Annotated in this window: 12 protein-coding genes; 3 read left to right on the top strand and 9 right to left on the bottom strand. The window is 74.2% G+C overall.

The features are described 5' to 3' along the window. Positions 1-25: 25 nt before the first annotated feature. Positions 26-1,234, bottom strand: a complete 1,209-nt coding sequence (locus BLU55_RS01830) for a winged helix DNA-binding domain-containing protein (protein WP_091725406.1) — start codon at positions 1,232-1,234, stop codon at positions 26-28. A 26-nt stretch (positions 1,235-1,260) separates the two neighbouring features. Beyond that, a complete protein-coding gene (locus BLU55_RS01825) occupies positions 1,261-1,536 on the bottom strand; it encodes a hypothetical protein (RefSeq protein ID WP_091725405.1) in 276 nt (91 codons plus the stop codon). A gap of 103 nt (positions 1,537-1,639) precedes the next feature. Here BLU55_RS01825 and BLU55_RS01820 point away from each other — a divergent pair, with 103 nt between their 5' ends. After that, positions 1,640-2,878, top strand: a complete 1,239-nt coding sequence (locus BLU55_RS01820; RefSeq protein WP_231916998.1) for an MFS transporter — start codon at positions 1,640-1,642, stop codon at positions 2,876-2,878. Between the two features lie 22 nt (positions 2,879-2,900). Next, positions 2,901-4,145 carry an alpha/beta fold hydrolase gene (locus BLU55_RS01815; protein ID WP_091725402.1) on the top strand — a complete coding sequence of 415 codons (1,245 nt, stop codon included), beginning with the start codon at positions 2,901-2,903 and terminating at the stop codon, positions 4,143-4,145. A gap of 6 nt (positions 4,146-4,151) precedes the next feature. On the opposite strand, the gene BLU55_RS01810 is transcribed toward BLU55_RS01815, so the two are convergent. Then, positions 4,152-6,089 carry a TIGR03960 family B12-binding radical SAM protein gene (locus tag BLU55_RS01810; RefSeq protein WP_091725400.1) on the bottom strand — a complete coding sequence of 646 codons (1,938 nt, stop codon included), beginning with the start codon at positions 6,087-6,089 and terminating at the stop codon, positions 4,152-4,154. Between the two features lie 94 nt (positions 6,090-6,183). Here BLU55_RS01810 and BLU55_RS01805 point away from each other — a divergent pair, with 94 nt between their 5' ends. Then, the gene (locus BLU55_RS01805) at positions 6,184-8,178 is read left to right on the top strand and encodes a sensor histidine kinase (RefSeq protein ID WP_157682680.1); all 1,995 of its coding nucleotides are present in this window, start codon (positions 6,184-6,186) and stop codon (positions 8,176-8,178) included. Positions 8,179-8,205: 27 nt separating this feature from the next. Here BLU55_RS01805 and mnhG read toward each other — a convergent pair whose 3' ends face one another. From mnhG to BLU55_RS01775, 6 genes are read right to left on the bottom strand one after another with little or no spacing between them, the layout of a single operon-like run. Continuing rightward, positions 8,206-8,574: a monovalent cation/H(+) antiporter subunit G gene (gene mnhG / locus BLU55_RS01800; RefSeq protein WP_091725397.1), complete on the bottom strand. Its 369-nt coding sequence runs from the start codon at positions 8,572-8,574 to the stop codon at positions 8,206-8,208. Then, positions 8,571-8,870 (bottom strand): monovalent cation/H+ antiporter complex subunit F, encoded by a 300-nt coding sequence (locus tag BLU55_RS01795; RefSeq protein ID WP_091725395.1) that lies wholly within the window; start codon positions 8,868-8,870, stop codon positions 8,571-8,573. The genes mnhG and BLU55_RS01795 overlap by 4 nt, the downstream gene beginning before the upstream one ends. Further along, positions 8,867-9,445: a Na+/H+ antiporter subunit E gene (locus tag BLU55_RS01790; RefSeq protein WP_091725394.1), complete on the bottom strand. Its 579-nt coding sequence runs from the start codon at positions 9,443-9,445 to the stop codon at positions 8,867-8,869. The genes BLU55_RS01795 and BLU55_RS01790 overlap by 4 nt, the downstream gene beginning before the upstream one ends. Next, positions 9,442-11,136, bottom strand: coding sequence for a Na+/H+ antiporter subunit D (locus tag BLU55_RS01785; RefSeq protein WP_091725392.1), 1,695 nt, complete (start codon positions 11,134-11,136; stop codon positions 9,442-9,444). Before BLU55_RS01785 ends, BLU55_RS01790 begins: the two co-directional genes overlap by 4 nt. Further along, positions 11,133-11,570 (bottom strand): Na(+)/H(+) antiporter subunit C, encoded by a 438-nt coding sequence (locus tag BLU55_RS01780; protein WP_091725390.1) that lies wholly within the window; start codon positions 11,568-11,570, stop codon positions 11,133-11,135. The genes BLU55_RS01785 and BLU55_RS01780 overlap by 4 nt, the downstream gene beginning before the upstream one ends. Then, the gene (locus BLU55_RS01775) at positions 11,567-14,464 is read right to left on the bottom strand and encodes a Na+/H+ antiporter subunit A (protein WP_091725389.1); all 2,898 of its coding nucleotides are present in this window, start codon (positions 14,462-14,464) and stop codon (positions 11,567-11,569) included. The genes BLU55_RS01780 and BLU55_RS01775 overlap by 4 nt, the downstream gene beginning before the upstream one ends. Between the last annotated feature and the right edge of the window lie 75 nt (positions 14,465-14,539).

The following is a 14,539-nucleotide window of genomic DNA, read 5'->3' as shown; positions in this document are numbered from 1 at the left end:
ACCGCGGGAGCCGTCAGGTCGGCCCTCAGGGCAGCCGCTCGCCGCGCATCTGCGGCGAGGCGTAGACGGTCGAGACCCGGTCGCCCGCGAGCCAGTCGCTCAGCACCGCCGCCCGGTCGGCGAGCGCCGCCGTCGCCTCGGCGCCCACGTCGTGGCGCACCACGGGACGCACCACGCCCGCGTCGTCCTGGACCCAGCACCCGACGACCCGTCCCTGCCACCACGCGGTCGTGCCGCCGTTGCCGTTGCTGTCGAACAGGTAGGGCACGTCTGCGGGATCGAGGTAGAAGCCGCGCTCCTTCCAGCCCATGAGCGTCGGGTCCAGCACCGGCAGCAGCGTGGCCACCCCGGTGCCGGCCTCCTCGTCGTCCTCGGGCGCCTGCTCGTCGCCCGGCAGCACCCAGCCGGTGCCGCGGCTGCCCAGCTCGCCCACCAGCTCGACCTGCACCGCACCCAGGTCGGCCAGGGCGCGGCGCACGGCCGTCTTCGTCGAGCCGAGCCACCAGACCAGGTCGGTCTCGGTGCCGGGACCGAACCGGGCGAGCCAGGCCCCGACCAGGACGCGGTAGCCCTCGTCGGCGGGCAGCGCCTGGGGCACCTCCCCCAGCCAGTCGCGGGTGGGGGTCCAGCGCGGGCGGGCCTGGCGCCAGCCCACGGTGTTCTCCCCGCGCACGACCTGCCCGCGGGCGCCGAGCAGCGTGAGGACCCGGGCCGCGACCGGCGTGCTGCCGCCGTAGCTCTTGCCCGGGCTCTGCTCCAGCCGCAGGTCGAGCACGGGCAGCCGCGCGCGCAGCTCGGAGGTCGTGCCCGGACCGTCGCGGTGCAGGCTCTCCAGCACCTCGGCCGCCACCTGCTCGACCCAGGCGGGGCCGTCCCCGGCGGTGCCCGCCACGCCGGTGAGACCGACCTCCTTGGCCAGCCGCGCGGCCTCGGTGCCGGCGACGCGGGCCGAGGCGCTGCCCCACGCCGCGGGCAGCAGCTCGCGCGGGAAGCCGAAGAGCGTGCGCCGCATCGCGAGCTGCTTGACCACGCTGCGCCGGTCCTGGAGCGCCGCCTCCACGTCGGCCAGGGTCGCGTCGCTGCGCACCGCGACCGACAGCGGCACGCTCGGGGGCTCGGTCGCGTGCAGGCAGACCACCGAGGCCACGGCCTCCTCGACCGACGCCGCGGGCTCGACCAGGCGGTGCCGCCGCAGCAGCCGGCGCCGGCGCTGCTCGTCGGTGATCCGGTGCACCCACCGATCGTGGCACGGCGCGGGGCTCAGGAGGCGTCGCGGGGGTCGACGACCACGAGGTCCGCGACCGCGTCGATCACCAGCTCGTGGGGCACCAGCATCTGCAGGGCCGCCAGCTCGTCGGGGCCCAGGCGCGCCCAGCGGCAGTCGCGGCGGTAGAGCGCGTGCATCCGGGCCACGCCGGAGTAGCCGAACAGCAGCACCCGGCCGTCGGCCGCGCGCCGCAGCTCCACGCGCCGGTCGCCCGGGACGGGGGCGTCCGTCGTGGGCACGTAGACGCCCTCGGACGGGTCGGCGGCCATGGGTCCATCAGACCCGCCCGGCCGCCCGACGACCAGGGCCGGTCCCGGTCCGCGGACCCGCCCCGGCCACGGTGCAGGACCGCCGCTGCTGCACACTGCCGAGGTGACCGCGCCTCACCCCGCTCCTCACCCGCGAGCCGCCGCGCGCCCGGGCCCCCGGCGCGTGCTGGTGGTCGTGGCGATCGTCGCCCTCGCCTTCAACCTGCGGCCCGCCGCGGTCAGCGTCGGCCCGGTGCTGGGCGACCTCCGCGCCGACCTGGGGCTGTCGGGGGCCGAGGCGGGGCTGCTCACCACGCTGCCCGTGCTCGCCTTCGCGGTCTTCGGGGCGCTGGCGCCCCGGCTGGCCCGCGCCGTCGGGCCGCACCGGCTGACGCTGGTGGCGCTGCTGTGCGTCGCGGTCGGCCTGGGGGCGCGCAGCCGCGTGGACCACGAGTCGTCGTTCCTGCTGCTCTCGCTGCTCGCCCTGGCCGGCATGGCGACCGGCAACGTCGTGCTGCCGTCCCTGGTCAAGCTGCACTTCCCCGACCGCATCGGGCTGCTCACCTCGATCTACACCACGGCGCTCGCGGTCGGCCTCACCTCGGCGCTGACCCTGACGGTGCCGGTGGGCGAGGCCACGGGCGGGGGCTGGCGCGACGGCCTGCTCACCTGGGCCCTGGTCGCAGCGGTCGCCGCGGTGCCCTGGATCGGGCTGGTCGGCCGCGACCGCCGCGACCCCGACGTCGAGCGGCCCGCGGGCATCGGGGTGCTCGCCGTCGGCCGCACCCCGCTGGGCCGGCGGATGTCGCTGTTCTTCGGCCTCCAGTCGCTCCAGGCGTACGCCGTGTACGGCTGGTTCGGCGTCGTCTACCGCGACGCCGGGTTCTCCGCGACCACCGCGGGCGTCCTGCTCGGCGTCATCGGGGGCCTGAGCATCCCGCTGTCCCTGCTCATCCCGTGGCTGGTGGCCCGCACCGACGACCAGCGCCCGCTCATGGTCGTGCTGATGACCTGCTACCCCCTCGGGTACGCCGGCCTGGTCCTCGCGCCCGTCGCCGGCGCCTGGCTGTGGGCCGTGCTGGTCGGGATCGGGCTGTGCGCCTTCCCGCTCATCCTCACCCTCATCGGGCTGCGCGCCCGCACCCCCGAGGGTACCGCCGCGCTGTCCGGCTGGGCCCAGTCGGTGGGCTACCTGCTCGCCGCCGTCGGGCCGTTCGGCATGGGCGTGCTCCACGACGCCACGGGCAGCTGGACCGTCCCGCTGCTCGTGCTGCTGGTGCTCGCGGTCCCGCAGCTGCTGGTCGGGCTCTCGGTCGCGCGGCCGGCGTACGTCGAGGACCAGCTGGAGCAGCACGCCCGCTGAGCCCGCCTCCTAGGGTGGGGCGATGACGAGCTCCCGGACCTCGCGCGGCGGACTGGCCCTGGTCGACCACCGGCTGACGGTGCCCCTCGACCACGACGACCCCGGCGGCGAGCAGCTCGAGGTGTTCGCGCGCGAGGTGACCGCCCCCGGCGGCGAGGACCGGCCGTGGCTGGTGTTCCTCCAGGGCGGCCCGGGCCACGAGGCCCCGCGTCCGACCGGGCACCCGCTGGCCCCGGCCTGGATCGGTCGGGCGCTGCGCGACTTCCGGGTGCTGCTCCTCGACCAGCGCGGCACCGGCCTGTCCACGCCGTGGGGCGCTCCCCGCGGCGCCACCCTCGACCCCGAGCGCGAGGCGGCCCGGCTGGTGCACCACCGCGCCGACGCGATCGTGCGCGACGCGGAGGCGCTGCGCGAGCACCTGGGGGTGCGTCGCTGGGCGGTGCTGGGCCAGTCGTTCGGCGGCTTCTGCGTGCTGCACTACCGCTCGCGCTTCCCCGACAGCCTCACCGAGACCTTCTTCACCGGCGGGCTGCCGCCCCTGGCGACCCCGGTCGCCGACGTGTACGCCGCGACGTACGCCACGGTGCGGCGCCTCGACGCCGCGCACCACCGCCGCTTCCCCGAGGACGCCGCGCGGCTGCGGGCCGTGCTCGACCTGGCCGCGGCCGGCGAGCTGGTCCGCCCCGACGGCAGCGCGCTGACGCCGCGGCTGGTCCGCACCGTCGGCAACCAGCTCGGGCTCGACGGCGACGAGGCGCTGCACCACCTGCTCGAGCGCGACCCGCTCTCCCCCGCGTTCGTGCCCGACCTCGAGGCGATGCTGCCCTTCACCGGCCGCAACCCGCTCTACGCGGTGATCCACGAGGCCTGCTACGCCGACGGCGGGCGCACCTCGTGGGCCGCCCACCGCGCACTGCCCGACGACCTCGCCGACGGCAGCGCCGTGCTGACCGGCGAGCACCTGTTCCCCTGGCACTTCGAGGACGAGCCCGGGCTGCGGCCGTACGCCGCCACCGCGGCGCTGCTGGCCGAGCACCCCTGGCCCCGGCTGTACGACGAGGCCTCGCTCGCGGCGGTCGACCTGCCGGGCGCCGCGATCGTCTACGCCGACGACGCCTTCGTCGACCGCGAGCTCTCCGAGCAGACGCTGGCGCACCTGCCCGGCGTGCGCCGCTGGCTGACCGACGAGTGGCCGCACAACGGGCTGCGCCTGGACGGCGTGCGGATCCTCGACCGGCTGCTCACGCTCGCGCGCGGGCCCCGGTAGGCCGGCTCAGACGACCGAGAGCGGGAGCAGCACCTGGCCAGTGGGGCCGATCTGGATGTCGGTGCCCATCTCGGGGCACACCCCGCAGTCGTAGCAGGGGGTCCAGCGGCAGTCCTCGACGTCGATCGAGTCCGCGTCGAGGGCGTCCTCCCAGTCCTGCCACAGCCAGTCCTTGTCGAGGCCCGAGTCGAGGTGGTCCCAGGGCAGCACCTCGTCGTAGCCGCGCTCGCGGGTGGTGAACCACGCGAGGTCCACTCCGGTGCCGGCGAGACCGGCCTCGGTGGCGGCGATCCAGCGGTCGTAGGAGAAGTGCTCGCTCCAGCCGTCGAAGCGGCCGCCGTCGCGCCAGACCTGCTCGATGACCCGACCCACGCGCCGGTCGCCGCGCGAGAGCAGTCCCTCGATGATGCCGGGCTTGCCGTCGTGGTAGCGGAAGCCGATAGCGCGGGCGAACTTCTTGTCCGAGCGCACCAGGTCGCGCAGCTGCTTGAGCCGGCTGTCGGTGGTCTCGACGTCGAGCTGCGGCGCCCACTGGAAGGGCGTGTGCGGCTTGGGCACGAAGCCGCCGATGGACACCGTGCAGCGGATGTCGTTGTGGCCCGCGACCTCGCGGCCCTTGGCGATCACCTTGCGCGCCAGGTCGGCGACCTGGAGGACGTCCTCGTCGGTCTCGGTGGGCAGCCCGACCATGAAGTAGAGCTTCACCTGCCGCCAGCCGTGGGAGTACGCCGCCGCGACGGTGCGGATCAGGTCCTCCTCGGTGACCATCTTGTTGATGACCTTGCGCATCCGCTCCGAGCCGCCCTCGGGGGCGAAGGTGAGGCCCGAGCGCCGGCCGTTGCGGGAGAACTCGTTGGCCAGGGTGATGTTGAAGGCGTCGACCCGGGTGCTGGGCAGCGACAGCGAGACGTTGGAGCCCTCGTAGCGGTCGGCCAGGCCGGTGGCCACCTCGCCGATCTCGGAGTGGTCGGCGCTGGAGAGCGAGAGCAGGCCGACCTCCTCGAAGCCGGTCTTGCGGATGCCGTTCTCGACCATGTCGCCGATCGTGGAGATCGAGCGCTCCCGGACCGGGCGGGTGATCATGCCGGCCTGGCAGAAGCGGCAGCCGCGGGTGCAGCCGCGGAAGATCTCCACGCTGAAGCGCTCGTGCACGGTCTCGGCCAGCGGCACCAGCGGGTTGCGCGGGTAGGGCCACGCGTCGAGGTCCATCAGGGTGTGCTTGCGGACCCGGTCGGGCACGCCCGGCCGGTTGGGGCGGGTGCCGAGCAGGGCGCCGTCGGGGGCGTACGTCGCGTCGTAGAACCGCGGCACGTAGACGCCTCCGCTCGCGGCCAGCCGCAGCAGCAGCCCGTCGCGACCGTCGGGCTCGCCGTCGCCCTTCCACTCGCGCACGACCTCGCTGATCTTGAGGACGATCTCCTCGCCGTCGCCGAGGACGACCGCGTCGACGAAGTCGGCGATCGGCTCGGGGTTGAAGGCGGCGTGGCCGCCGGCGAGCACGACCGGGTCGGCGTCGGTCCGCTCGTCGGTGTGCAGCGGGATGCCGGCCAGGTCGAGCGCCGTCAGCATGTTGGTGTAGCCGAGCTCGGTGGAGAAGGAGAGCCCGAAGACGTCGAAGTCGCGCACGGCGCGGTGGCCGTCGACGGTGAACTGGCTGATGCCCTGGTCGCGCATCACCTGCTCCATGTCGGGCCACACGGCGTAGGTGCGCTCGGCGAGCATCCCCTCCTGCTCGTTGAGCACCTCGTAGAGGATCTGCACGCCCTGGTTGGGCAGGCCCACCTCGTAGGCGTCGGGATACATCAGCGCCCAGCGGACGTCGGTGGAGGCCCACTCCTTGTGCACGGAGTTGAGCTCGCCGCCGACGTACTGGATGGGCTTGCTGACCCGGGAGAGGTGGGGCTCGATCCTGGCGAAGAGGGACTCACCAGCTGAGACAGGCATGCGTAGACCTCGCGACGTCGGGGAATGGTCAACCCTACGTGCCTGCCCAGACACGTCACAAACGCACCATCCGAGCGGCCGAGGGGGGTCGAGGGTGGCAGGTCCTGCCCTGTTCTGGCGTCCGTCGCGACGCCTCCCGCAGGCTGCCCTGCGCGCCTGCTGGGGCCTCGCCCTGCTCGCGACCCCGCTGGCCGCCGTGCTGCACCAGGCCACCGCGTTCGACGACGTCGGGCGCTCCGGGGCCGGGGCTCCCGTGCCCGGACCGGGGCTGGTCGACGCCGTGCCGCTGGTGGCCTTCGCCTGGCTGGCCCTGGTCTGGCTCTGGGCCCCGCCCGGCCGCTCGCTGCCGGGGCCGGGCCGGCGGCTCGCCGCCGTCGGCGCGACCGCCGCGCTGAGCACGCTGCTCGTCACCGCGGTGGGCGTGCTCCTGGGACAGCCCTGGTGGGGTGCGCTCGCCGGCGGTCTCGGCGGCGTCGTGCACGGCGCCACCACGCTGGCGCTGCACCGCTGGCGCACCGGCGACGACGACCTGGTCCCCCACCGGCCCCGCGACCTCGTCTCCCTCGGCACCGCGGCGGTGGCCGGCGCCGTGGTGTCCGCGCCCCTGGCCGCCTGGCCGGCGCTGCTCCCGGGCCTCGCGCTGGCCGACCTGGGGCCGACCGTGCTGGCCGGGGCGGTGCTCGGGGCGTCGTACGTCTTCGTCGGCGGCGCCTGCCTGCTGCTCCTGGTGCAGCGCCGCCGCTCCGACGAGGTGCCGGCCCGGCTGGGCGACGTCTACGTGATGCTGCTGGTGACGGCGGCCGCGATCGCGGCGGTGCTGGCGTTCCCCGAGGTCCCGCTGACCTGGGTCGTGCTGCTGCCGGCGGTGTGGGCCGGCATGACGCTGGGCCCGTGGGCGGCCGCTGCCTTCAGCCTGGTCGCGACCGCGGGGGTGTCGCTGGCCCAGGGCCTGCCGGTCGCGACGGGCGGCCTCACCCCCGACCAGCTGCCCGAGATGGTGGTCGTCGACACCGTGATGACGGCCTTCGTGCTGGTCGTGCTGCTGCTCGCGGTCGTGCGCGACCAGCAGGCCCACCTCGCCGGGGAGGTCGTCCGCCGCCGCCAGGAGGCGCTCGACCAGGCGGGCCTGCTCGGCACCGTCTTCGAGTCGATCAGCGAGGCGCTGGTGCTGATGGACACCCACGGCACCGTGCAGCTGTCGAACGCCGCGGCCGCAGGGGTGCTCGGCGAGCAGCGGCTCGAGAGCGAGCCGGGCCGGTGGCTGCGCCGCCTGGGGAGCTCGCCGTCGTTCACCTACACCTTCCACCGCGACGGCTCCGACGACGGGGCGCGGGTGCTGGCCGTGCAGCTCGCGCGGGTGCAGTACGCCGGCTCCGACAGCGTCGTGGCCATCGTGCGCGACGTCACCAGCGAGCAGCGCCGCATCGACGAGCTGGCCAGCTTCGCCGCGGTCGCCGCCCACGACCTCAAGAGCCCCCTCACCGCCGTCGGTGGCTGGCTCGAGGTCGCCGAGGACATGGTCGGGGCCGACGACGCCCGCGCCCGCGAGGCCCTCGGCCACGGCCTGGCCGCCACCCAGCGGATGACCCGCGAGATCGACGACTGGCTGACCTACAACGTCGCCCGCGAGGGCACCCTGCGCCTGGAGCAGGTGGCCCTGCAGCCGCTGGTCGAGTCGATCGCGGCCAGCCACCCGACCGCCCGCTTCACCCTCGAGGCGCCCGACGTGGTGCGCGCCGACCCGACCCTGCTCCAGCACCTGCTGGCCAACCTGCTCGGCAACGCCGTCAAGTACGCCCACCCCGGACGCGACGCCGTGGTGACCGTGCGCAGCGGGGAGCACCCCTCCGGCCGCGTCCAGGTCGAGGTCGTCGACGAGGGCATCGGCATCCCCGCGGGCGAGGAGCTGGCGATCTTCGAGCCCTTCCGCCGCGCCTCGACCGTGACCGACACCTACGAGGGCTCGGGCATGGGACTGGCGCTGTGCAAGCGGATCGTGCGGCGCCACGGCGGCACCATCACCGCCCGCCGCAACGACGGCCCCGGGACCACCGTCACCGTGGTGCTGCCGCGGGGCACGGCGGCCTGACCCCGGCCGGCCGCGACCGGCCAGCGGCTAGGGGGCGCCGCGCGGCTCCTCCTGCGCGGCCTGGCTGCCGGAGAGCTCGTCGACGAGCAGCAGGTCGCGGCGCACCTGGCCGGCGCGGAACGACGCCCGTCCGACCATGTGGCCCGACACCGGCGCCGTCGCCAGCTGGGCCACCACCACCAGGACGAGCAGGGCGGTCGCGGAGAGGTCGCGCAGCTCCAGCGACAGCCCGCCCGCGACGAGCATCAGGCCCAGCACCTGCGGCTTGGTCGCCGCGTGCATCCGGGTCAGCAGGTCGGGGAAGCGCAGCACTCCGATCGCGGCCACGAGGCTGAACAGCGAGCCCAGCAGCAGCAGCACCGCGCCGAGCACGTCGAGCACACCGGTCCAGCTCATCGGCCCTCCTCCGTCTCGGTCTCGGCCTCGGCCTCGACGTCGTCGCTGCCCGGGCTGTAGCGGGCCACGCTCACCGAGCCCACGAAGCCCAGCAGGGTGGCGACCAGGAGCAGGGGCAGGTTCTCCGCGGTGCGCCGGAAGGCCGCGTCGACCGCGACGCCGCAGATCGTGATGGCCACCAGCACGTCGAAGGAGATCGCCCGGTCGAGCATCGTCGGGCCCAGGGTGATCCGGGCGACCACGAGCATCGCGGCCAGCCCGAGCACCGCGGCGCACACCACCAGCACCACGCTCATCGCGCCTCCCCCACCCCGGTGTCCAGCGGCGCGGTGTCGGCCCCGAACGCCCGGACCAGGCGCGCCTCCTGCGCCCACACCTGCGCGCGGACCCGCTCGACACCAGCCTGGTCGCGCACGTCGAGGGCGTGCAGGAACAGGGTGTGGCTGGAGCGGTGGGCCTCGACCACGACGCTGCCGGGCACCAGGGAGACCATCTCGGCGACGGCGGTCAGCACGATGTCGGACTCGGTGCGCAGCTGCACGGCGACCAGCGCGTTGTGCAGCGGCGTCGGCGGGAACAGCGTCGTGCGGGCCACCTGCAGGCTGGCCACCACGACGTCGACGAGGAAGCGCCCGACCAGCACGGCGAGCGCGACCGGTCGGACCCGCACCTTCATCCGCAGCGGCGGCAGCGGGAAGACCAGGCAGACGGCCACCGAGACCACCACCCCGCCGAGCAGGGAGAACAGGCTGTAGCTGCCCCACAGCACCCACCACACCAGGCTCAGCCAGGCGACCATCGGCCACTGCACGGCGCGGTAGCGCACCGGCCGCACCCGGCCGCGCCGGGTGGTGCGCGTCTGCGGGCTCACCGGTCGACCTCCGTGCCGACGGCGGACAGGTAGGAGTCGCGGCTGCGCAGGTCGGAGGCGGCCCGGTCGGTGAACCCGACCAGGGGGCCGGCCAGCACCGTCAGCGCCAGGCTGACCGCCACCAGGCCGGCGGTGGGCAGCACCATCAGGGCCGGCAGCCGGGAGGGCAGCGCCCCGTCCTGCAGCAGCTGGTGCAGGTCGCGGTCGGGGGCGTCGTCGTCGGCGACCCGGGCGGCGTCGTCGATCTCGTCGGACCCGAAGGCCACGCTGCCGACGTGGACGTGCTGGCGGTGCTGCACCATCTGCGGCACCGCCGAGCCCTCCTGCTCCTCGGGCCCGTGCTGCCCCGAGAGCAGGCGCGCCATCTCGTGGGCCTGCTCGGGCGAGCGCCAGAACGCCAGCGCCCACGTCTTCGCCACGGCGTACAGCGTGAGCAGGCTGGTCAGGGTGCCGCCGGCCACCAGCACCAGCGCCGTCCAGGAGCCGTCGGCCAGGCCCGCCTGGAGCAGCCCCACCTTGCCGAGGAACCCCGACATCGGCGGGATGCCGGCGAGGTTCATCGCCGGCACGAAGAAGAGCACGCCCAGCACCGGCGAGAGCCGCGCCAGCCCGCCCAGGCGCAGCAGCGAGGTGCTGCCCGCGCGGCGCTCGATCAGCCCCACGACGAGGAACAGCGCCGTCTGGATGGTGATGTGGTGGGCGACGTAGAAGACCGCACCGGAGAGCCCGGCCTGGGTGGCCAGGCCGATCCCGAAGATCATGTAGCCGATGTGGCTGACCAGCGTGAAGGAGAGCATGCGCTTGATGTCGGACTGGGCGATGGCCCCGAGGATGCCGATGACCATCGTGGCCAGCGCGGCCCACAGCAGCAGGTCGGTCAGCGGGCTCTGCGGGAACAGCAGCGTCTGCACCCGGATCACGGCGTAGACGCCGACCTTGGTGAGCAGGCCGGCGAAGACCGCGGTCACGGGGGCGGGGGCGGTCGGGTAGCTGTCCGGCAGCCACAGCGAGAGCGGGAAGACGGCCGCCTTGATGGCGAAGGTGACGAGCATCAGCAGCTGCAGCACCAGCGCGACGGAGTCGGGCAGCTCGGCCACGCGCTGCGAGATCTGGGCCAGGTTGAGGGTGCCGAGGGCGGCGTACGTCGTCGCGATGGTGATGAGGAACAGCATCGAGGAGGTCACGTTGACCACGACGTAGATGGTGCCGGCGCGCACCCGGGCGGCCGTGCCCCCGAGCGTGAGCAGCACGTAGCTGGAGAACAGCAGCATCTCGAAGCTGACGAACAGGTTGAACAGGTCGCCGGCGAGGAAGGCGTTGGAGACGCCGGCCACCAGGGTGAGGAAGGTCGGGTGGTAGATCGAGACCGGGGCCTCCTTCTCCTCCCCCGTGATGCCCTGCCCGACGGAGTAGAGCAGCACCGCGAGCGTGACGACCGAGGAGACGAGCAGCATCAGCGCGGCCAGGCGGTCGGCCACGAGGACGATGCCCAGGCCCTCCCAGCCGCCGAGCCACACGACCTGCGGGCCCTGCTGGTCGGCAGCCACGAGCAGCAGCGCGGCAACCACCACGACCGCGGTCAGCACCGCGATGCTGACCAGCCGCTGGGCGCGCGGGTAGCGCGAGAGCATCAAGGTGGCGCCCGTCCCGAGCAGGGGCAGGATGACGGGCAGCGGCACGAGGCTGTTCATCGGCCCTCGTCCTCCTCGGGGTCGTCCTCGTCCTGGCCGTCGGTGCTGAGGCCGAAGCTCTCCGAGGTGGCGTCGTCGATGGCGAGCCGGCGGATGTTGGCGTCCTCGACGTCGTCCTGGACGTCGTCGTGGCCGTGCAGCTGCCACAGCCGGTGGGCCATGGCCAGCAGGAAGGCGATGGTGCCGAGCGTGATCACGATGGCCGTCAGCACCAGCGCCTGCGGCAGCGGGTCGGAGGTGTCGCCGGGGTCCGCGGTGCCGTAGAACGGCGAGTCGCCGGCGCCCCCGCCGGCCGCGAGGAACATCAGGTTGATGCCGTTGCTCAGCACGACCAGGCCCACCAGCACCCGGGTCAGGCTGCGCTCGAGCAGCAGGTAGACCCCGCAGCCGGTCAGCACCATGCAGGTGACCACGAGGGTGAGGTTGACGGTCATCCGCGGCTCAGCTCCTGCTCGGTCGTGCGCTCGCGCTCGGCCCTGAGGATCTGGCGGTCCAGCCGCGACCCGAAGGTGCGCAGCAGGTCGAGCACCAGGCCGACGACCACGAGGTAGACGCCGATGTCGAACCCGACCGAGGACACCAGGTGCACCTCGCCCAGCAGCGGCAGCCCGACGTAGACGTCGGCGGTCTGCAGCACCGACCCGCCGAAGGCCATCGGCCCGAGCCCGGAGAGCGCGGCGACGAACAGGCCGGTGCCGATGAGCACACCCGCGTCCACCGGGGCGGCCTCGTCGAGCTCGTAGCGACCACCTGCGAGGTAGCGCACCATCAGCGCGAGCCCGGTCACCATGCCGGCCGCGAAGCCGCCGCCGGGCAGGTTGTGGCCGGCGACGAGGAGGTAGACCGAGAACACCACCACGGTGTGGAAGACCAGCCGCGTCACCACCTCGAAGATGATCGAGCGGCGGTCGGGGCTCAAGGTGCGGGGACCGGGCAGCCAGACCCGCCGGCCCGGGGTCGTCGGCTGCTTCTCGACGCCCTCGGGGAAGGGGATCTCGTGGACCCGTCGGATGCCCGAGGACCGGGAGTCGAGGAAGATCAGGCTCGCCACCCCGGTCGCGGCGGCCACCAGCACCGAGATCTCCCCGAAGGTGTCCCACGCCCGGATGTCGACCAGGGTCACGTTGACCACGTTGCGGCCGTAGCCCTCGAGGTAGGCCCGCAGCGGGAACGCCTCCGAGATCGGCGTCGCGGTGCGGGCGTTGCCCGCGACCAGCACGAACCCGCCCACCGCGAGGCCGACCAGGCTGGCCAGCGCCATCCGCCAGTAGCGGGTCAGGCGCAGCGGCTTGTCGGTGAAGTAGTCGGGCAGCCGGCGCAGCACCAGGACGAACACGACCAGGCTGACCGTCTCGACCAGCACCTGCGTCAGCGCGATGTCGGGGGCTCCGTGGAGCAGGAACATCAGGGCGCAGCCGTAGCCGCTGATGCCGGCCAGCACGACCGCGCGCAGCCGGCGCCGCGAGCGCACCGTCATCACCGCGGCGGCGACCATCACCAGGGCCACGACCGGCTGGCCGGCCCGGTCCCACCAGACGACGTCGAGCCGGCCGGTCCCGCCGTCGGCGAGCGCGAGCAGCAGCGCCCCGCCCGGCAGCACCAGCACGACGCTGAGGATCACGGCCAGGTACGCCGAGACCGAGCCGCGCTGGAAGCTGCCGGTGACCTCGACGGCCGAGCGGTCGAGCGCGCGCATCCCCCAGCGGTAGATCCGCTCCGCCCCGACCGGACTGGCCACCCGCGCCTGGAAGCGGCACAGCGGCTCGCGCAGCCAGAACACCGCTGCGCCGGCCACGACGGTGATGCCCGAGAGCAGCAGCGGGAGCTCGAGGCCGTGCCACAGCGCGAGGTACTCCTCGTGGCCGCCGGCCGGCAGCTGGTCGGCGTACGGCACCAGGGCCGCGGTGAGCGCTGCGCCCGCGAAGCCCAGCACCAGGGTGAGCCCGGCCAGCAGCACCGGGGCCGCGGCGAAGGGCGGGGCGAGCGGACGCACGGGGGTGGGTGCGACGCCCGGCTTGGAGGCGAAGGCGCCCCACCAGAACCGGGCGGTGTAGCCGACGGTGAGCGTGGAGCCCGCGACCAGGCCGGCCACCACGAGCCACCCGGCCCAGCCGGGCACGCCCGGGGTCTCGCCGTGGGCGACCTCGAGCAGCGCCGCCCAGACCGTCTCCTTGCCCACGAAGCCGAGCAGCGGCGGCAGGCCCGCCATCGACGCCCCGGCGACCGCGGCCGCCACGGCCACGACGGGCAGGCGGCGCCCGACGCCGGAGAGCTGGTGGACGTCGCGGGTGCCGGTGAGCCGGTCGACGATCCCGACCACGAGGAACAGCGTCGCCTTGAACAGGGCGTGGGCCAGCAGCATGGCCATCCCCGCCAGCGCGCCGGTGCGGCTGCCGATCGAGAGCACGACCATGAGGAAGCCGAGCTGGCTGACGGTGCCGTAGGCGAGCATCAGCTTGATGTCGATCTGGCGCAGCGCGCGCCAGCCACCGACGACCATGGTCGTGGTGCCGAGCCCCAGCAGCACCAGGTGCCAGCCGGGCACGTCGGAGAAGGCGGGGGCGAGCAGGGCCACGAGGTAGAGGCCGGCCTTCACCATCGAGGCCGCGTGCAGGTAGGCGCTGACCGGCGTCGGCGCGGCCATCGCCCCGGGGAGCCAGAAGTGGAAGGGGACCTGGGCCGACTTGCTGAGCGCCCCGACGAGCAGCAGCGCGACCGCGACCGTCGTGGCCGTGCCCGTGGGCGGGTCCGCCAGGATCTCGGTGATCCGCGAGGTGCCGGCCTGCTGGCCCAGCACCAGCATGCCGACGAACATCGCCAGGCCGCCCAGGGTGGTGACGACCAGCGCCTCCATGGCGGCGAGACGCGAGGCCCGCTTGGTCGGGTCGAACCCGATCAGCAGGAACGAGAAGATGGTGGTGAGCTCCCAGAACACGAACAGCACCAGCAGGTCGTCGGCCAGGACCAGGCCGAGCATCGCGCCGACGAACGCGGTGAACCAGCTGGTGAACCCCGCCAGCGCGCTGTCGTCGGTGAAGTACCACGTGCAGTAGGCCATCACCAGCACGCCGATGCCGGCCACGACGAGCACCATCAGCCACTGCAGCGCGCCCATCGCGAAGGCCAGCTCGATCCCGAGCCCGGGCACCCAGCGCACCGTCTGGGTGAGGGTCTCGCCGTCGAGCACCCGTCCGGTCTGGAGCAGCGCCCAGACCGTGGTCGCCAGGGGCACCAGGGCCAGGGCCAGGAAGGCACGCCGTCCGAGCGCGCGGACGAGCACCGGGGCCGTCGCGGCAGCGAGGACGTGGGCGACGACGATCAACAGCAACGAGCGGCCTCTCGGTCAAGGTGGGGAGGTCGTGGGTCCATCCTAGTGAACCGGGCCAGTGGACCGACCGGTGTG

The sequence above is a fragment of the Nocardioides scoriae genome, assembly GCF_900104965.1.
GTDB classification, from domain to species: domain Bacteria; phylum Actinomycetota; class Actinomycetes; order Propionibacteriales; family Nocardioidaceae; genus Marmoricola; species Marmoricola scoriae.
This window is presented reverse-complemented; position numbering and strand designations above follow the sequence as displayed.

Excerpts from the sequence above, each read along its gene's own strand:
- BLU55_RS01825 (WP_091725405.1), bottom strand. The coding sequence starts at position 1,536 with ATGGCCGCCGACCCGTCCGAGGGCGTCTACGTGCCCACGACGGACGCC.
- BLU55_RS01815 (WP_091725402.1), top strand. The coding sequence starts at position 2,901 with ATGACGAGCTCCCGGACCTCGCGCGGCGGACTGGCCCTGGTCGACCAC.
- BLU55_RS01810 (WP_091725400.1), bottom strand. The coding sequence starts at position 6,089 with ATGCCTGTCTCAGCTGGTGAGTCCCTCTTCGCCAGGATCGAGCCCCAC.
- mnhG (WP_091725397.1), bottom strand. The coding sequence starts at position 8,574 with ATGAGCTGGACCGGTGTGCTCGACGTGCTCGGCGCGGTGCTGCTGCTG.
- BLU55_RS01795 (WP_091725395.1), bottom strand. The coding sequence starts at position 8,870 with ATGAGCGTGGTGCTGGTGGTGTGCGCCGCGGTGCTCGGGCTGGCCGCG.
- BLU55_RS01785 (WP_091725392.1), bottom strand. The coding sequence starts at position 11,136 with ATGAACAGCCTCGTGCCGCTGCCCGTCATCCTGCCCCTGCTCGGGACG.
- BLU55_RS01780 (WP_091725390.1), bottom strand. The coding sequence starts at position 11,570 with ATGACCGTCAACCTCACCCTCGTGGTCACCTGCATGGTGCTGACCGGC.